Origin of the sequence: Cryobacterium sp. MP_3.1 (assembly GCF_035984795.1) — a bacterium.
Classification (GTDB): Bacteria; Actinomycetota; Actinomycetes; order Actinomycetales; family Microbacteriaceae; genus Cryobacterium; species Cryobacterium zongtaii.
The window spans coordinates 1-16442 of record NZ_JAXCHV010000005.1; the positions used below are offsets into that span (position 1 = coordinate 1).

General features: G+C 69.2%; 14 protein-coding genes. 2 read left to right on the forward strand and 12 right to left on the reverse strand.

Annotated features, from left to right (window positions below):
- Nucleotides 1-371: 371 nt before the first annotated feature.
- The gene (tyrS, locus tag RCH12_RS04770) at nt 372-1673 is read right to left on the reverse strand and encodes a tyrosine--tRNA ligase (protein ID WP_327016198.1); all 1302 of its coding nucleotides are present in this window, start codon (nt 1671-1673) and stop codon (nt 372-374) included.
- 140 nt (nt 1674-1813) lie between these two features.
- On the opposite strand from tyrS, the gene RCH12_RS04775 reads away from it, so the two are divergent.
- Together RCH12_RS04775 and RCH12_RS04780 are read left to right on the forward strand one after the other, a co-directional pair.
- Nucleotides 1814-2497, forward strand: a complete 684-nt coding sequence (locus tag RCH12_RS04775) for a DNA-binding protein (protein WP_327016199.1) — start codon at nt 1814-1816, stop codon at nt 2495-2497.
- Nucleotides 2494-3117 carry a hypothetical protein gene (locus tag RCH12_RS04780; protein ID WP_327016200.1) on the forward strand — a complete coding sequence of 208 codons (624 nt, stop codon included), beginning with the start codon at nt 2494-2496 and terminating at the stop codon, nt 3115-3117. Before RCH12_RS04775 ends, RCH12_RS04780 begins: the two co-directional genes overlap by 4 nt.
- Nucleotides 3118-3202: 85 nt before the next feature.
- On the opposite strand, the gene RCH12_RS04785 is transcribed toward RCH12_RS04780, so the two are convergent.
- From RCH12_RS04785 to pheS, 11 genes are all read right to left on the reverse strand, one after another.
- On the reverse strand, nt 3203-3643 hold the full coding sequence (locus tag RCH12_RS04785; protein WP_088455757.1) for an OsmC family peroxiredoxin: 441 nt from the start codon (nt 3641-3643) through the stop codon (nt 3203-3205).
- Between the two features lie 64 nt (nt 3644-3707).
- On the reverse strand, nt 3708-4301 hold the full coding sequence (locus tag RCH12_RS04790) for a DNA-3-methyladenine glycosylase (protein WP_327016201.1): 594 nt from the start codon (nt 4299-4301) through the stop codon (nt 3708-3710).
- Nucleotides 4302-4345: 44 nt separating this feature from the next.
- Complete coding sequence (gene argH, locus RCH12_RS04795; RefSeq protein ID WP_103429562.1) at nt 4346-5782, reverse strand: argininosuccinate lyase; 1437 nt, start codon at nt 5780-5782, stop codon at nt 4346-4348.
- 8 nt (nt 5783-5790) lie between these two features.
- Nucleotides 5791-6990 carry an argininosuccinate synthase gene (locus tag RCH12_RS04800; protein WP_088455754.1) on the reverse strand — a complete coding sequence of 400 codons (1200 nt, stop codon included), beginning with the start codon at nt 6988-6990 and terminating at the stop codon, nt 5791-5793.
- A gap of 60 nt (nt 6991-7050) precedes the next feature.
- A complete protein-coding gene (argF, locus tag RCH12_RS04805) occupies nt 7051-7980 on the reverse strand; it encodes an ornithine carbamoyltransferase (RefSeq protein ID WP_327016202.1) in 930 nt (309 codons plus the stop codon).
- A gap of 63 nt (nt 7981-8043) precedes the next feature.
- Nucleotides 8044-9249, reverse strand: a complete 1206-nt coding sequence (locus tag RCH12_RS04810) for an acetylornithine transaminase (RefSeq protein ID WP_103429560.1) — start codon at nt 9247-9249, stop codon at nt 8044-8046.
- On the reverse strand, nt 9246-10184 hold the full coding sequence (gene argB, locus RCH12_RS04815; protein ID WP_103459640.1) for an acetylglutamate kinase: 939 nt from the start codon (nt 10182-10184) through the stop codon (nt 9246-9248). The genes RCH12_RS04810 and argB overlap by 4 nt, the downstream gene beginning before the upstream one ends.
- A 14-nt stretch (nt 10185-10198) precedes the next feature.
- Complete coding sequence (gene argJ / locus RCH12_RS04820; protein ID WP_327016203.1) at nt 10199-11380, reverse strand: bifunctional glutamate N-acetyltransferase/amino-acid acetyltransferase ArgJ; 1182 nt, start codon at nt 11378-11380, stop codon at nt 10199-10201.
- The gene (argC, locus tag RCH12_RS04825; RefSeq protein WP_327016204.1) at nt 11377-12420 is read right to left on the reverse strand and encodes an N-acetyl-gamma-glutamyl-phosphate reductase; all 1044 of its coding nucleotides are present in this window, start codon (nt 12418-12420) and stop codon (nt 11377-11379) included. The genes argJ and argC overlap by 4 nt, the downstream gene beginning before the upstream one ends.
- Nucleotides 12421-12842: 422 nt before the next feature.
- Complete coding sequence (gene pheT / locus RCH12_RS04830; RefSeq protein ID WP_327016205.1) at nt 12843-15377, reverse strand: phenylalanine--tRNA ligase subunit beta; 2535 nt, start codon at nt 15375-15377, stop codon at nt 12843-12845.
- Complete coding sequence (gene pheS / locus RCH12_RS04835) at nt 15377-16417, reverse strand: phenylalanine--tRNA ligase subunit alpha (RefSeq protein WP_103429556.1); 1041 nt, start codon at nt 16415-16417, stop codon at nt 15377-15379. The genes pheT and pheS overlap by 1 nt, the downstream gene beginning before the upstream one ends.
- Between the last annotated feature and the right edge of the window lie 25 nt (nt 16418-16442).

The following is a 16442-nucleotide window of genomic DNA, read 5'->3' on the forward strand; positions in this document are numbered from 1 at the left end:
CTTTCGCGGTATCCCCTAGAAAGGGACCCTACGACCGAGGTTTTTGGCATTTGACATTGTGCACGCTGTTGAGTTCTCAAGGATCGGACGCACCCAGCCGCCGGCCAATTGACCTTTGCACTGAGGCACTTCGATGTAGTTCTGTTTCCGTCAAGCCCGGCAGTTCGAATGAATTCGCTGCCAACACTTGGAAGTGGTCCCGCTTGAGGCCGGGAAGCTCTTCGGCTTTCCGCACCTGTGGGGTGACAAGAGATGACATTACGCGGGTTCCGAATGCCCCGCAATCCCGGGAGCATCCCGGGCGTGTCGCAGATGGACACCCGCCCGCAATGCAGCCGTAACCTGCCGGTCACACAGCGGGCGCGCCGGGTCTATTCGACGAAAACGCCGGCGAGGGTCTTCTTGCCACGACGGAGCACGGCCACTCCCCCGGGCAGGACGGATCCCTCAACCGTGGCCGTCTCATCGGTGACTTTCACGTTGTTCAGGTAGACGCCGCCCTGGCCGATCGCCCGGCGTGCTTCACCCAGACTCTTGGTCAGTCCGGTGTCCACGAGTAGCTGCATCACCTGCGCCTGCGGGAACGTCGTGGTGTTCGGCAGCGCCCGAAGCGCCGCCTCGAGGGTTTCGGCATCAAGATCGGCGAGCTCGCCCTGACCGAAGAGGGCCTGCGTGGCCCGGATGGCCGCATCCGTCGCCGAGACACCGTGCACCAGGCTGGTCACCTCGTAGGCGAGGGTGCGCTGGGCTTCGCGCTTGAACGGCTCGGTGGTCACCAGCTCCTCGAGCGCATCGATCTGCACGCGAGTGAGGAACGTGAAGATCTTGAGCCGGGCGATGACGTCGGCGTCGTCGGTGTTCAACCAGAACTGGTACATCGCGTACGGGCTCGTGAGAGTGGGGTCCAGCCACACCGCGTTCCCCTCGCTCTTGCCGAACTTGGTGCCGTCGGTGTTCGTGATCAGCGGGGTGCCGATCGCGTGCACGCTGGTGCCCTCCGCGCGGTGGATGAGGTCGGTGCCGCTGGTGAGGTTGCCCCACTGGTCGCTGCCCCCGGTCTGCAGCACACAGCCGTGACTGCGGTAGAGCTCGAGGAAGTCCATGCCCTGCAGCACCTGGTAGCTGAACTCGGTGTAGCTGATGCCCGCGTCGGAATTGAGCCGGGCGCTCACCGCATCCTTCTTGAGCATGGTGCCCACCCGGTAGTACTTGCCGATGTCGCGCAGGAAGTCGATCGCCGACAACGGCGCCGTCCAGTCGAGGTTGTTCACCAGGGTGACGGCGTTGTCGCCCTCGGCACTGAGGAAGCGGGTGACCTGAGCCTGCAGGTAGCCGACCCACTCGTTGACGACCTCCGGAGTGTTCAGCGTGCGCTCCGCCGTGGGGCGCGGGTCGCCGATGAGCCCGGTGGACCCGCCGACGAGCCCGAGCGGCCGGTGGCCGGCCAGCTGCAGCCGGCGCATCAGCAGGAGTTGAACCAGGTTGCCGAGGTGCAGGCTGGCCGCGGTGGGGTCGAATCCGCAGTAGTACGTGATCGGGTCCCCCGCGAGCAGGGCGCGCAGCGCGGCCTCATCGGTGGAGACGTGGACCAGGCCACGCCAGGAGATTTCCTCCCAGACGTCGGCGAAGGTGGGATCGTTGGCTTGCTGAGCAAGGATGCTGGGGTCTGACACGCAGCCAGATTACCAGCGCAGGCGGCCGGGTTCTCGGGATTCAGCATCCGACACGGGTGGTGATCAAGCCCTGAAGCTAAATACAGCTGGATTAATGCTTGAAGCTTGATTAGGCTGTGATTAGGACGGAGGCTTAACCCATGTTTGTGATTACCGCCGATCAAATCGACAGCCGCCACGATCGTGATCGCGCCAGCGACATGATCGCCGAGCTGGTGCAGCGCCACGCCGAGGCCTTCACGCTCCCCCCCGACCAGACCTCCGGCGACGAGATCCAGCTGCTCGTCGCCACGGCCGCCGACGCGTTCGCTATTGTGCTCGATCTGCACCGCACCGGATTCTGGAGCGTCGGGGTAGGCGTCGGCCCGGTGCGTACCCCGCTGCCGGCCACCACCCGGCAGGCCACGGGTGACGCGTTCATCGCCGCCAGGGCCGCAGTGACCCGGGCCAAACGGGCCGAGGCCCGATTCGCGCTGGACACCCCGCCCGCCGCGGACCGGCCCGGAACTTCCACAGCCACGGAAGTGGAAGCACTCGTGACGATGCTGCTCCTGCTGCGCCAGCGCCGCAGCGGTGAGGGGTGGGAGGCGGTGGACCTGCTCGAGAATGGGCTCGCGCAGACCGACATCGCCCGCAGGCTCGGCATCTCCACGGCCGCGGTGAGCCAGCGGGTGAAAAGCGCGCAGTGGAAGGTGGAGCGCGCCGCGCACCCGGCACTGGTTAGGCTGCTAGACAATCTTGACAGTGGCACCCTCACCAGTGACACCCTCGACAACGACACCCACGACAGCGACACCAGCGAAATGGATGGCCTCCGCCGATGAATGCCCTGACTTCCCTCGACGTCGTGCAGTACCTGTACTGGGTGCTCCTGCTCCTGGTCACAATGGCCTCGTTGATCCTGGCCGTCCTCGCCTTTCGGCTGGGAAAGCAGCCGTTCGCGATCGCGTCGGCCGGGGCGTTGGGCGGGGCCCTGCTGCTCGCCGCCCTCCCCCTCGGCGAGGCGCCGGTGGTCTTCGGGGTGGTCATCGGCCTGGCCGCGCTGGCGCTGGCCGTGATCGGCGGCGGTCCGGCGGCCGTACTCGCCCTGCAACTGGCCACGAAGAACTCGGTGGCGCCCGGCAGCCACGGCGGCATCCTCGTCGGCGCCGAGTCCTCCCCCACCGCCGACACGGCATCGGTCGGCGATACGGTCCCGTCGACCGCGGTGCACGAGGTGCTGCGGGGCGGTCTCACCATCGGCATCCTGGAGCGTTTGGCCGTCGCCGGCGCGATCCTGGCCGGGTTTCCCGAAGCCCTCGCTGTTGTCGTCGCGATCAAGGGCGTCGGCCGTTTCACCGAGCTGGCATCCTCTGAAGCGCGCGAACGGTTCATCATCGGTACCTTCGCCAGCCTCATCTGGGCGTGCGCCTGCGCCATCCTTGTGAGCCTCGCGCAGTCCTGACGTCGGCTGCGACCGCCCGCATACGTGAAAACAAGCCCGGCCCGCAGGATCATCCTGCGGGCCGGGCTTGTTGGTTGCGGGGTGCTTAGTCTTCGAGCACCGCGTCGAGGGTGATCTCCACGCCGGTGAGCGCCTTGCTGACCGGGCAGTTCTCCTTCGCGGCCTGCGCGGCGGCGAGGAAGGTCTCACTGTCGATGCCGGAAACCTCGCCGGAGACGGTGAGGTGGATGCCGGTGAGGCGGAAGCCACCGGCGGGGTCGGCGCCGAGGGTGACATCCGCGGAGACGTCCAGGGCCTCGATGGTTCCGCCGCTGGCGGCCAGTTCGGCGGAGAGCTGCATGGAGTAGCACGCGGAGTGGGCGGCGCCGAGCAGTTCCTCGGGGCTGGTGATCCCATTGGCGTCGTCAGCGGCGCGCCGGGGGAACGACACGTCGTGGGTGCCGAGCTGCGAGCTCGTCAGTTCGACCTGGCCTGCGCCGTCGTCGAGAGTTCCGGTCCAGGCTGTGCGGGCGGTACGTGTGGGCATTGATGCTTCCTTCTGTGTCGCTTTTCTGGGGATGGCCAGAGTAACTGGCCGGTAGGTATGAGAATCATTGAGGTGCGTGCGGATGCCGTCGGTACGCGGACACCGTCCGGTCCCCCGGAATCCAGAACCGCCAGGCGTACTCGGTGCCGCCGCCGGGCCCGCTCACTCCGGTCCGCGGGCCGGTCTGCACCGGCGGAGCCGCCTCGGCCAGGGTCAGCTCGAACGGTTCGGCGCCGAGGTCGGCACCATCCTGGTGCAGTCCGATGCCCAGCGCCTGGGTGAGTCGGGCCGGACCGCGCGCCAGGTCCCGCACGGCCACCGTCGGACCGCGACGGGCGCGAGCCGCCTCGTGGCCCGCCACGATCTCGCCGGCCCGCAGCAGCACCGCCGACGCCTCGCCCTCGGGAGAGCAGACGATGTTGGCGCAGACGTGCATGCCGTAGCTGAAGTACGCATACAGGTGACCCGGCGGCCCGAACATGGTGGTGTTTCGATCGGTGCGCCGACGGAAGGCGTGCGAGCCGGGGTCCGTTCCGGCCAGGTACGCCTCTACCTCGGTGATGCGCAGCACGGTGTCGCCGTGCCGGAGCAGGCCGCCCAGCAGCAGCGGAGCCACGTCGACCGCGCCCCGGGCGAACAGGTCAGGGTCGACGGTCATCCGCAGCGTTTTCGTCGGGGCGTGCCGGTGCTCAGCGGGACGGCTCAGCGAGCCAACGCCGTGGCCAGGGAATGCACCCGGGCCACCAGCGCGGCGCGCTGCTCGGCGACCCGCACGGGAGCGGTGCCGGCCTGGCCGTCTCGGCGGTTGACGGAGCCCTGAATGGTGAGCACCTCGCGCACCTCGGGAACGAGGTGCGGCGAGATTTCCGCGAGCCCGGCGTCGTCGATCTCGTGCAGGTCGAGGCCCTGGGCCTCGGCGACCTTCACCAGGGTGCCGGTGATCTCGTGCGCGTCCCGGAAGCTGACGTGCCGTTTCACCAGCCACTCCGCAACATCCGTGGCCAGGGAGAAGCCCTGCGGCGCCAACTCGGCCATGCGGTCGGTGTGGAAGGTGATCGTGGCGATCATGCCCGTGAACGCGGGCAGCAGCACCTCGAGGGTTTCGATGGAGTCGAAAACCGGCTCCTTGTCCTCCTGCAGGTCGCGGTTGTACGCCAGCGGCAGGCCCTTGAGAGTGGTGAGCAACCCGGTGAGGTTGCCGATCAGCCGACCGGACTTGCCGCGCGCGAGCTCGGCGATGTCGGGGTTCTTCTTCTGCGGCATGATCGACGACCCGGTGGAGTACGAGTCGTGCAGGGTGACAAAACCGAACTCGCGGGTGTTCCAGAGGATGATCTCCTCGGCCAGGCGGGACAGGTCGATGCCGATCTGCGCCGTGATGTAGGCGAATTCGGCCACCAGGTCGCGGCTGGCGGTGCCGTCGATGGAGTTCTCCACGACGGCGCCGAACCCGAGTTCGGTGGCGATGAGGGTCGCGTCGAGGCCGAGGGTGTTGCCGGCCAGCGCGCCGGAGCCGTACGGGGAGAAGTTCGCCCGCTTGTTCCAGTCGGTGAACCGTTCGAGGTCGCGCACCAGCGGCCAGCAGTGCGCGAACAGGTGGTGGGCCAGCAGCACCGGCTGGGCGTGCTGCAGGTGGGTGCGGCCGGGCATGATGGCGGTCTCGTTCGCCTCGGCCTGCGCGGCGAGGGCGTCGATGAGGTCGACGACGAGCCGGGCGATGACGGCGGCGTGGTCGCGCAGCAGCATCCGCACCAGGGTGGCGACCTGGTCGTTGCGGCTGCGGCCGGCGCGCAGCTTGCCGCCGAGTTCGGTGCCGACGATGTCGATCAGCCCGCGCTCCAGCGCCGAGTGCACGTCTTCATCGGTCGCGGCCGGCTGGAACCGGCCATCGTTGACGGCCTCATCGAGGGTGTCCAGGCCGGCGAGCATGCCGGCCAGTTCGTCCTCGGTGAGGTAGCCGGCAGCGGCCAGGGCACGCGCGTGGGCGCGCGACCCGCGGATGTCGTACCCGGCCAGCTGCCAGTCGAAATGGGTGGATTTGCTGAGGCGCGCCAACTCCGGCGACGGTCCGCCGGCGAAGCGGCCGCCCCAGAGGGCGCCCGCCTCACCCGCACGGTTGATGCTCGTGTCGCCGGTCATGCCGGGACCTACTTCGCGGCCTGGTCGCGGCGGGCCGCGATCTTGCTCGGCAGGCTCCACAGCTCGATGAAGCCCTTGGCCATCGACTGGTCGAACGAGTCGCCGGTGTCGTAGGTGGCCAGGTCGAAGTCGTACAGGCTCTGCTTGCTCTGACGCCCGGTGACGACGGCGGTGCCGGCGTGCAGCGTCATCCGGATGTCGCCGGAGACGTACTTCTGGGTGTCGTCGATGAAGGCGTCCAGCGACTTCTTCAGGCCGGAGAACCAGAGGCCGTCATAGACGAGCTCGCTCCACTTGGCTTCGACGCCGCGCTTGTAGCGGGCGACGTCGCGCTCGACGGTGACGTTCTCGAGCTCTTCGTGCGCCGTGATCAGGGCGATTCCGGCCGGGGACTCGTAGACCTCGCGGCTCTTGATGCCCACGAGACGGTCTTCGACGATGTCGATGCGGCCGACACCCTGGTCGCCGGCGAGCTTGTTCAGCAGCACCACGGCTTCGAGCGGGGTGACCGGCTTGCCGTCAACGGCAACGGGAACACCCTGGTCGAAGGTGATGATGACCTCGGTGGCCTCACGCGGGATGGACGGGTCCTGCGTGTAGGTGTAGAGGTCCTCGATCGGCGCGTTCCACGGGTCTTCCAGGAAGCCGGTCTCGACGGCGCGACCCCAGACGTTCTGGTCGATGGAGTACGGGCTCTTCTTCGACTGCGCGATCGGCAGGTTGTGCAGCGCGGCGTACTCGATGGCCTTGTCGCGGGTCAGCGCGAAGTCGCGCACCGGAGCGAGCGAGGTGAGCTCGGGGGCCAGGGCGGTGACGGCTGCTTCGAAGCGCACCTGGTCGTTGCCCTTGCCGGTGCAGCCGTGCGCGACACTGTCGGCGCCGAGGGCGCGGGCGGTGGCGGCGAGGTGCTTGGCGATCAGCGGGCGGCTGATCGCGGAGACCAGCGGGTACCGCTTCTGGTACAGCGCGTTGGCCTTGAGCGCCGGGACGATGTAGTCGTTGGCGAACTCATCCTTGGCGTCGACGACGATCGACTCCACAGCACCGCAGTCGAGGGCGCGCTGTCGGATGACATCCATGTCCTCGCCCTCTTGTCCGACGTCGACGGCCAGTGCGACGACCTCTTTGCCGGTGGCGTCCTTCAGCCAGCCGATGCCCACCGAGGTGTCAAGGCCCCCGGAATATGCCAGTACAACCCGCTCAGCCATGGTTCTCCTTCATAAGTTTTGCGTGATTCAAGTTTATTGGTGGTGCGTGCGAGCCGGCGGTTAGCGCGCGTTGTGCGCGAGCAGCCAGACGAGCAGCGCCTTCTGGGCGTGCAGGCGGTTTTCCGCCTCGTCCCAGATGATGCTCTGCGGGCCGTCGATGACGTCGGCCGTGACTTCGTAGCCACGGTCGGCCGGCAGGCAGTGCATGAAGTGCGCATCGGGCTTGGCCAGGGCCATCAGGTCGGCGTCGACGCGGTAGCTGCCGAGGGAGCCGAGCCGGATGGCCTTTTCCTCTTCCTTGCCCATGGACACCCAGGTGTCGGTGATGACGACATCAACGCCGGCAACGGCCGCGGCCGGGTCGGTGAACAGGGCCACCGAACCGCCGGTCTGGGCGGCGATGGCCTCAGCGTCGGCGACGACCTGCGGGTCGGGTGTGTACCCGGCCGGAGAGGCGATGCGCACGTGCATACCGGCGGTCGTGCCGGCGAGCAGGTAGGACTGCGCCATGTTGCAGGCGCCGTCGCCGAGGAACGTCAGGGTCTGACCGGCGAGGTCGCCGCGGTGCTCGCGGATGGTGAGCAGGTCGGCGAGCAACTGGCAGGGGTGGAAGTCGTCGGAGAGCGCATTGACCACGGGCACCGTGGTGTTCAGGGACATCTCTTCAAGTCCGGCCTGGCCGTAGGTGCGCCACACGATGGCGGCGACCTGACGCTCGAGCACCCGGGCGGTGTCAGCGGCGGTTTCCTTGCCGCCGAGCTGGCTGCTCGCGGTGCTGATGATCAACGGGCTGCCACCGAGGTCGGCGATGCCGACGGCGAACGAGACCCGGGTGCGGGTGGAGGACTTGTCGAAGATCACGGCGACAGTTTTCGGTCCGGCCAGCGGCTGGACCGAGAATCGGTCTCGCTTCAGTTCCAGGGCCAGATCGAGGATCTCGGCCTGTTCGGCCGGAGAAATGTCGTCGTCGCGCAAGAAATGGCGGGTCACGGGGTCACTTTCGCTGAATTCTGAGGTGTAATGCGGGATTCCTCCACCTTATCTCGTGGCGGGTTACCTAATGGCGGGGATGAGACCCGAACTGGTCACACGGGCCAGGGCCGCCCGAAAACGCTCGTCGAAGTCGGCCAGCTCGGCATCGCCGACGATCAGTGGCGGTGCGATCCGGATGCTGGATTCGTTCGCGGCGTTCACGATCAGGCCCTCGGCCAGCGCGGCGGCGGCCAGCTTGAGGGCCACCGGTTCGCTCAGGCCGATGCCCAGCAGCAGCCCGCGGCCACGCACTTCACTGATCAGGGGCGAATCCATGCCGACGATGAGCTCACGGATCTCCTCGCCGCGGCGGGCGGCATTGCCGACGAGGTCGTCGCGTTCGATGACGCCCAGCACCGCATTGGAGGTGGCCGTGACGAACGGGTTGCCGCCGAAGGTGGAGCCGTGCTGGCCGCGGAGGAACAGGTCGCTGGTGTCGCCGAAGGTCACGAGCGCTCCGATCGGCACTCCCCCACCGATGCCCTTGGCGACGGTGACGGCATCCGGCAGCACGTTGGAGTGTTCGTAGGCGAACCACTTGCCCGTGCGGCCGGCGCCGGTCTGCACCTCGTCGATGATGAGCAGCACCCCGTGCTGGGTGCAGAGCTCGCGGGCGCGGCGCAGGTAGCCCTCCGGCAGGTCGATGACGCCGGCCTCACCCTTGACGGGTTCGAGGAACAGCGCGGCGACGGTGTCGTCCAGTTCACGCTCGAGGGCGGCGATGGTGGTCTCGATGTGCTGCACACCACCGGGAACGGGTTCGAACGGGGCGCGCATCAGCGGCTTGCCGGTGAGGGCGAGCGCGCCCATGGTGCGGCCGTGGAAGGAATCGTTCAGCGCGAGGATCCGGCTGCGGCGACCGCCGGCGGTGTTCAGTCGGGCGAGCTTGAACGCGGCCTCGTTGGCCTCGGCTCCGGAATTGCAGAAATAGACCCGGCCGGCGTCGCCCGCACCGGTGAGGCGTTTGAGCCGCTCGGCGAGCTCGATCTGCGACGGCGAGGCGAAGTAGTTGGAGATGTGCGCGAGGGTGCCGATCTGCTGCTGGGCGGCGGCGACCATGTCGGGGTGGGCGTGGCCGAGCGAGTTGACGGCGATGCCGGCCAGGAAGTCGAGGTATTTGGTGCCGTCCTCGTCCCAGACGTAGCAGCCCTCACCGCGCACCAGCACGGCCAGCGGGGGCGACAGCGTCTTCATCATTGCGTCTGCGTAGCGTTCGTGCAGGGTCATGCGGGAACCACCTCAGTACCGATGCCGCTTCCGGTGAAGATTTCGACCAGGATCGAGTGCGGCACTCGACCATCGATGATCGCCGCTTTGGCGACGCCGCCCTCGACGGCGTCCAGGCAGGCTGTCATCTTGGGGATCATTCCCGATTCGAGATCGGGAAGCAGGGTGCGGAGCGCATCGACGTCGATGACGGACACGAGAGAGTCGCGGTTGGGCCAGTCGCTGTACAGGCCGGCCACGTCGGTGAGGATCACAAGTTTGGCGGCGTTCAGCGACACGGCGAGGGCCGCGGCGGCGGCATCCGCGTTGACGTTGAGCGACTGACCCGGCACCTCAACGTCCGGCGCGATCGACGAGACCACCGGGATCCGGCCGGCGCTCAGCTGCGCGTGCACGGCCTCGGGATCGACGCCGATCACGTCACCGACCAGGCCGAGGTCCACCTCTTCGCCGTCGATGACGACACCGCGGCGGCGTCCGCGGAACAGGCCGGCGTCTTCGCCGCTGAGGCCGGCGGCGAGGGGGCCGTGCGCGTTGATGTGGCTGACCAGGTCGCGGTTGATCTGTCCGGTGAGCACCATCCGCACCACGTCCATGGCCTCGGGGGTGGTGACCCTGTAGCCACCGCGGAATTCGCTCTCGATACCGAGGCGGGCGAGCATCGCGGAGATCTGCGGGCCGCCCCCGTGCACCACGACGGGGCGGATGCCCGCGTAGCGCAGGTACACCATGTCCTCGGCGAACGCGCGCTGCAGTTCCTCGCTGACCATGGCGTTGCCGCCGAACTTGACGACGATGATCTGGTCGTGGAACTTCTTCAGCCAGGGCAGAGCCTCGATCAGCGTGGCGGCCTTGACCTTCGCCTCCGCGGGGGTGTTGTCGACGTCGTCGAGGGTGGGAACCTGCGGCGGTGCGGCGGGAGTGGCGGTGCTCATCGGCTCGGTGCTCATCAGCTGGAGTACGCGCTGTTCTCTTCGACGTAGTCGTGGGTGAGGTCGTTGGTCCAGATCGTGGCGCCCGCGGTGCCGGCGTGCAGATCGATGACCACCGAGACGGCGCGCGGGGTGAGGTCGACCAGCTCGCGCGGCTGGTCAGGCTCCCCCGCCGTGCAGACCTGGATGCCGTTGATGGCCACATCGATGCCATACGGGTCGAATGCCGCGTCGGCCTCGGGGATGGTGCCCACCGCGGCGAGCACCCGGCCCCAGTTGGGGTCGTTGCCGTAGATCGCGGCCTTGAACAGATTGCTGCGCGACACGGCGCGGGCCACCGTGACGGCCTCGGTTTCGGACGCGGCGTTACAAACCTCGATGGCCACATCGTGGGAGGCGCCCTCGGCGTCGCCCTGCAGCTGCAGGGTGAGGTCGCGGCACAGGTTGGTGAGCGCGGTGGTGAATTCTTCGGGGTCCGCGTCGACGCCGCTGGCGCCGGAGGCCAGCAGGCTGACGGTGTCGTTGGTGGACATGCAGCCGTCGGAGTCGAGCCTGTCGAAGGTGACCCGGGTGGCTTCCCGCAACGCGGCATCCAGCTGTGCGGAGGTCAGGACGGCGTCGGTGGTGATCACGACGAGCATGGTGGCCAGGCCGGGGGCGAGCATCCCGGCACCCTTGGCCATCCCGCCGATGGTCCAGCCGGCCGGGGACACCTGGGTGGCCTGTTTGGGCCGGGTGTCGGTGGTCATGATCGCCTGCGCGGCGGCGAGGCCGGCGGCGGCAGAGGATGCGGCGGCATCCTTGAGGGCCACGCCGGCATCGAAGACGCCCGCGGTGATCTTGCCAAGATCGAGCTGCTCGCCGATCAGGCCGGTGGAACAGACCAGAACGTCGCCGGAGGAGACCTGGAGCTGTTCGGCGACGGCCTCGGCGGTGGCATGGGTGGTCTGGAAGCCGATGCTGCCGGTGTAGCAGTTGGCGCCGCCGGAGTTGAGGACGATGGCGCTGACGCGGCCGTCGCTCATCACCTGCTGGCTCCAGATGATCGGGTTGGCCTTGCACCGGTTGCTGGTGAACACCGTCGCGGCGTTGGCGAGCGGGCCGAGGTTGGCGACGATGGCCAGGTCGAGGCCACCGGATTTCTTGAGGCTGGCGGTGACGCCGGCGGCGGCGAATCCGGCGGGGGCGGTGACGCTCACGGGGCAACTCCATTCGTGCTGAGGCCCCGGGTTTCGGGCAGCCCCAGGGCAATGTTGGCGGATTGGATGGCGGCGCCGGCGGTGCCCTTGACGAGGTTGTCCACGGCGGTGACCGTGACCACCCGGCCGGCGGCTTCGTCGATCGCGAGGCCGATGAGGGCGGTGTTGGCACCGAGAACGTCGGCGGTACGCGGGAACTGGCCGGTCGGCAGGACGTGCACGAACGGCTCGTCGGCGTAGAGGGATTCCCAGGCGCGGCGCACGGCGGCGGCGCTGGTGCCCGGCACCAGCCGGGCCGTCGCGGTGGCGAGGATGCCACGCGACATCGGCACGATCACCGGGGTGAACGACACCGTGGGCCCGGTCGCGCCGGCCCAGCGCAGGCTCTGCTGGATCTCGGGGATGTGCCGGTGGCTGCCGCCGACGGCGTAGGGGTTGGCGGAGCCGAGGATCTCGGCGGCGAGGTTGGGCACCTTGAGGCTCTTGCCGGCGCCGGAGGGGCCGACGGCGAGCACGGCGACGATGTCGGCCGGTTCGATCACGCCTGCGAGGATGCCGGGGGCCAGGGCGAGCGCGACCGTGCTGGCGTTGCAGCCCGGCGCGGCGATGCGGCGGGCGCCGATCAGCCGGTCACGCTGCCGGCCGCCGGCGACGGGCAGTTCGGGCACACCATAGGCCCAGGCGCCGAAGTAGTCGCCGCCGTAGAACGCGGCCCAGTCGGACTCGCTCTCGAGGCGGTGGTCCGCGCCGCAGTCCACCACGAGGGTGTCGGCACTCAGTTGGGCGGTCAGTGCCCCGGATGCGCCGTGCGGGAGGGCGAGGAAGACGACGTCGTGGCCGGCCAGGGTGGTCGCATCCGTGTCGGCCAGCACGAGGTGGGACAGTGAGCGCAGGTGCGGTTGCACGTCGACAAGGCGCTGGCCGGAGTTGCTGTGCGCGGTGACCGTGCGCACCTCGAAATCGGGGTGAGCGGCCAGCAAACGCAGCAGCTCACCGCCCGCATACCCGCTGGCGCCCGCAACCGCTACCGAAAAGACCATGGACCAAACCTACCCGGACGCCAGCACAGCCCGACAATCGCGGTGCCCGGTGAAGCCGCCGCGGCGCGCGCAAGTCCCCGCGGCCCGTGGTGGCCCCGGCGGCACGTGCCGGCCCCGGCGGCACACGCAACAACACGTGCCGCCGAACTCAAGACCTGCCACGACGCACAACACGCGCCGCGACCCTGCCTGACCGCGTCAGCTCCCGCGGCACGCGCTAACCCCCGCGGCACGCGCTAACTCCCGCGGCACGTGCTAGTCCCCGCGGCACGTGTTAGTCCCCGCGGCACGCGCAACAACACGTGCCGCCGCACTCGAGACGTGCCGCCGCACTCAAGACGTGCCGCGACCCTGCCCGACCCCGTCAAACCGGTTTGGCGACACGAGAGACAGGGGCAGGGCAGGGCTTGACAGGGCGGAACCTACTCGCGCAGGTGCGCGCCGTAGCGGGCGGCGGCGAGCTGCACGCCGGCCAGCTTCGCGTCACTGGCCTCTGCTGCGGTGAGGGTGCGGTCCGGCGCCCGGAACCGCAGCGCGAAGGTGAGCGACTTCTGCCCGGCCTCGATGCCCGTTCCGCGGTAGTCGTCGACCAGCTCGATGCTTTCCAGCAACGTGCCGCTGCCCTCTCGCACGGCCGTGAGCACGTCGCTGGCCGGAACCTGCACACCCACCACGAGCGAGAGGTCCTGGGTGGCGGCGGGTTTGGTGCCGATCACGGTGGCCTGCAGTTCCCCGGTGACCTGGGCGAAGACCGCGGACAGGTTCAGCTCGACGACCGCGACCACGGCGGGCAGGTCGGCGCCGCGGGCCACGGCGGGCAGCAGTTCGCCCGCGAAGCCCACCGACAGCTCGCCGGCATCCGTAGCCACGAACAGCTCGGCGGTGCGGCCGGGGTGCATGGCCTGGTGGGTGCCCTGGCGCACCAGGATCGGCAGGCCGACCGCGAGGCCGATCTGCGCGACGGCGGTGAGGGCGTCCTGCCAGGATGCGGCGATGGGTGCCTGGCCGGGCTGGTGCCGCACGGTGTTGCCGAGCAGCACGATACCGGCGGTGAACGGCTGCGGCGGGATGCCGGCGTTCAGTTTCGCCTCGAGTTCGGCGCTGGGCCGCACGGCGGCCGGCGGCACGACGGTGCTGCCGTAGCTGACGCCCTCGACCGGGCGGAAGACCGAGCCGAGCTCGAAGATCGCCAGGTCGGTCGAGCCGCGGGACAGGTTGCGGTGTGCGATCTGCAGCAGGCCGGGCAGCATCGAGGTGCGCATGAACGGGGCTTCGCCGTCGAGCGGGTTGGCGACCTTGATCTGCGGAACCGTGCTGCTGGCGGGGTCGCCGAACAGGTTGTTCGCCTTCTCGGCCACGAACGGGTAGGCCAGCACCTCGGTGTGGCCGGTGGCGGCGAGCACCGTGGCGACCGAGCGCTTGAGCTGCTGGGTGCGGGTGAGGCCGCGGCCGGGCGGGGCGACGGGCAGCACCGACGGGATGCGGTCGTATCCGACGATGCGGGCGACCTCCTCGGCGAGGGTCCACTTGTCGGTGAGGTCCGGACGCCAACTCGGCGCGGTCACGGCCAGGCCGGTCGCGGTCTCGGTCATCGAGGCGCCGATCTCGGCCAGCGAGGTGCGCACCTCGTCGCGGGTGTACTCCAGGCCGATCAGGCCGGAGACGAAGCCCGTGGGCAGGTCGATCGGGGCGCGTTCCGGGGTGGCGTCGTGCAGGGAGCCCAGGCCGTCGGCCACTCCCCCGGCGAGCTCCACGAGAAGCTGCACCACCCGGGCGGCAGCCACGGCGGCAACCTCGGGGTCGACGCCGCGTTCGAACCGGCGGGACGCCTCACTGGGCAGCTTGTGCCGGCGGGCGGTGCGTGCGATCGACACCGGGTCGAAGTTCGCGGCTTCGATCAGCACGTTGGTGGTGTCCGCGCCGATCTCGGTGGTCGCGCCGCCCATCACCCCGGCGAGGCCGATCGGGCCGGAACCGTCGGTGATCAGCAGGTCTTCGGGGTTGAGGGTGCGGGTGACGTCGTCGAGGGTGACGAGCTTCTCGCCGGGCTGCGCGCGACGCACGGCGAGGCCGCCGGTGAGCTTGTCGAGGTCGTAGCCGTGGATCGGCTGGCCGAGTTCGATCATCACGTAGTTGGTGATGTCCACGATCAGCGAGACCGAGCGGATGCCGGCCAGCTTGAGCCGGGCGATCAGCCAGGCCGGCGACGGCCGGGTGGGGTCCACGCCGCGAACGACGCGGGTGACGAAGACGCTCGCGCCGATGCGGTCGCGGATCGGGGCGGTGTCCTCGATCGAGACCGGGAAGACCTCGGTGGACGCTGTCGCCGTGACGGCCAGGGCCGGGTCGCGGAAGGTCGCACCGGTGGCGTGCGAGTACTCCCGGGCAACACCGCGGATCGAGAAGGCGTAGCCGCGGTCGGGGGTGACGTTGATCTCCACGGCGGAGTCGTCCAGGCCCAGCAGGCTGATCGCATCCGTGCCCACCTCGGGGTCGAGCCCGAGGTCGCCGAGCACCAGGATGCCGGCGTGCTCGTCGCCGAGGCCGAGCTCGCGGGCCGACGCGATCATGCCGTCGGAGACGTGGCCGTAGGTCTTGCGCGGCGCGATCGGGAACGGGCCGGGCAGCACGGCGCCGGGCAGGGTCACGACGACCTTGTCGCCGACGACGAAGTTGTGCGCGCCACAGACGATGCCGTGAATGGCGGGGCCGCCGTCGGCGGCGACTTCGCCGTCCGCGGCGACGCGCACCTGGCACCAGTTGATGGTCTTGCCGTTGGTCTGCACCTCACCGACGAACTCGAGAACCTGGCCGACCACGATGGGTCCGGTCAGCTCGAAGCGGTGGATCTCTTCTTCTTCCAGGCCCACGCTCACCAGGGCGGCGTGCACGGCTTCGGGGGTGGTGCCGGGTTCGAGGTCGACGAATTCGCCGAGCCAGCTCAGGGGAACGCGCATCAGACGGCCATCCCATACTGCTGGCTGAACCGAACGTCGCCTTCGACCATGTCGTGCATATCCTTCACATCGTTGCGGAACATCAGTGCTCGTTCGACGCCGACGCCGAACGCGAATCCGGAGTAGACCTCGGGGTCCAGGCCGGCGGAGCGCAGCACATTGGCGTTGACCATGCCACAGCCGCCCCACTCGATCCAGCGGGCACCGTCCTTGAAGGTGGGGTGCCAGAGGTCGAGCTCGGCGCTCGGCTCGGTGAACGGGAAATAGTTGGGGCGCAGGCGCACCTTGGCTTCGTCGCCGAACAGGGCCTTGACGAAGTGGTCGAGGGTGCCGCGCAGGTGCGCCATGGTGAGGCCCTTGTCCACGGCGATGCCCTCGATCTGGTGGAACACCGGGGTGTGGGTCGCGTCGAGCTCGTCGGTGCGGTAGACCCGGCCGGGCGCGATGCGGTACACGGGCGGCTCGGTGCCGAGCAGCGCGCGCAGCTGCACGGGCGAGGTGTGGGTGCGCAGCACCAGGTGCGCCTCGGGCGGGTCGATGAAGAAGGTGTCCTGCATGGCGCGGGCCGGGTGGTCCTCGTCGAAGTTGAGCGCGTCGAAGTTGAACCACTCGCTCTCCAGCTCGGGTCCTTCGGCGACCTCCCAGCCCATGCCGACGAACACGTCAGAGACGCGTTCCTGCAGCAGGGTGAGCGGATGGCGCGCGCCGGCCCGCCACGTAGAGGCGGCGGCGGTGACGTCCACGGCTTCGGCGGCGAGCTGGGCGGTAGCCTCGGCTTCGACGATGGCGGCCTCGCGGGCAGCCAGCGCCTGGTTCACCCGGGCGCGGGCCTGGCCGACGAGCTTGCCGGCGGCGGCCTTCTGGTCGCCGGGCACGCTGCGCATCAGAGCGTTCAGCGCGGCCAGCGGCGAGGCCTCGCCGACGTGCGCCGAGCGCACGGCCTTGAGGGCGACGGAGTCAGTCGCGGCGTCGATGGCCGCGAGGGCGGCGTCGACGGCCGCGGTGACGACGGGTTCGGTTATTTCAGTGGGGGCAGACACGAGACCCAAGTTTAGTGCCCGGCCG

What these genes read in the sequence shown, in the direction of transcription:
- RCH12_RS04775 (WP_327016199.1), top strand. Translation starts at nt 1,814, where the DNA reads ATGTTTGTGATTACCGCCGATCAAATCGACAGCCGCCACGATCGTGAT.
- RCH12_RS04780 (WP_327016200.1), top strand. Translation starts at nt 2,494, where the DNA reads ATGAATGCCCTGACTTCCCTCGACGTCGTGCAGTACCTGTACTGGGTG.
- RCH12_RS04785 (WP_088455757.1), bottom strand. Translation starts at nt 3,643, where the DNA reads ATGCCCACACGTACCGCCCGCACAGCCTGGACCGGAACTCTCGACGAC.
- RCH12_RS04790 (WP_327016201.1), bottom strand. Translation starts at nt 4,301, where the DNA reads ATGACCGTCGACCCTGACCTGTTCGCCCGGGGCGCGGTCGACGTGGCT.
- argH (WP_103429562.1), bottom strand. Translation starts at nt 5,782, where the DNA reads ATGACCGGCGACACGAGCATCAACCGTGCGGGTGAGGCGGGCGCCCTC.
- RCH12_RS04800 (WP_088455754.1), bottom strand. Translation starts at nt 6,990, where the DNA reads ATGGCTGAGCGGGTTGTACTGGCATATTCCGGGGGCCTTGACACCTCG.
- RCH12_RS04810 (WP_103429560.1), bottom strand. Translation starts at nt 9,249, where the DNA reads ATGACCCTGCACGAACGCTACGCAGACGCAATGATGAAGACGCTGTCG.
- argB (WP_103459640.1), bottom strand. Translation starts at nt 10,184, where the DNA reads ATGAGCACCGCCACTCCCGCCGCACCGCCGCAGGTTCCCACCCTCGAC.
- argC (WP_327016204.1), bottom strand. Translation starts at nt 12,420, where the DNA reads ATGGTCTTTTCGGTAGCGGTTGCGGGCGCCAGCGGGTATGCGGGCGGT.
- pheT (WP_327016205.1), bottom strand. Translation starts at nt 15,377, where the DNA reads ATGCGCGTTCCCCTGAGCTGGCTCGGCGAATTCGTCGACCTCGAACCC.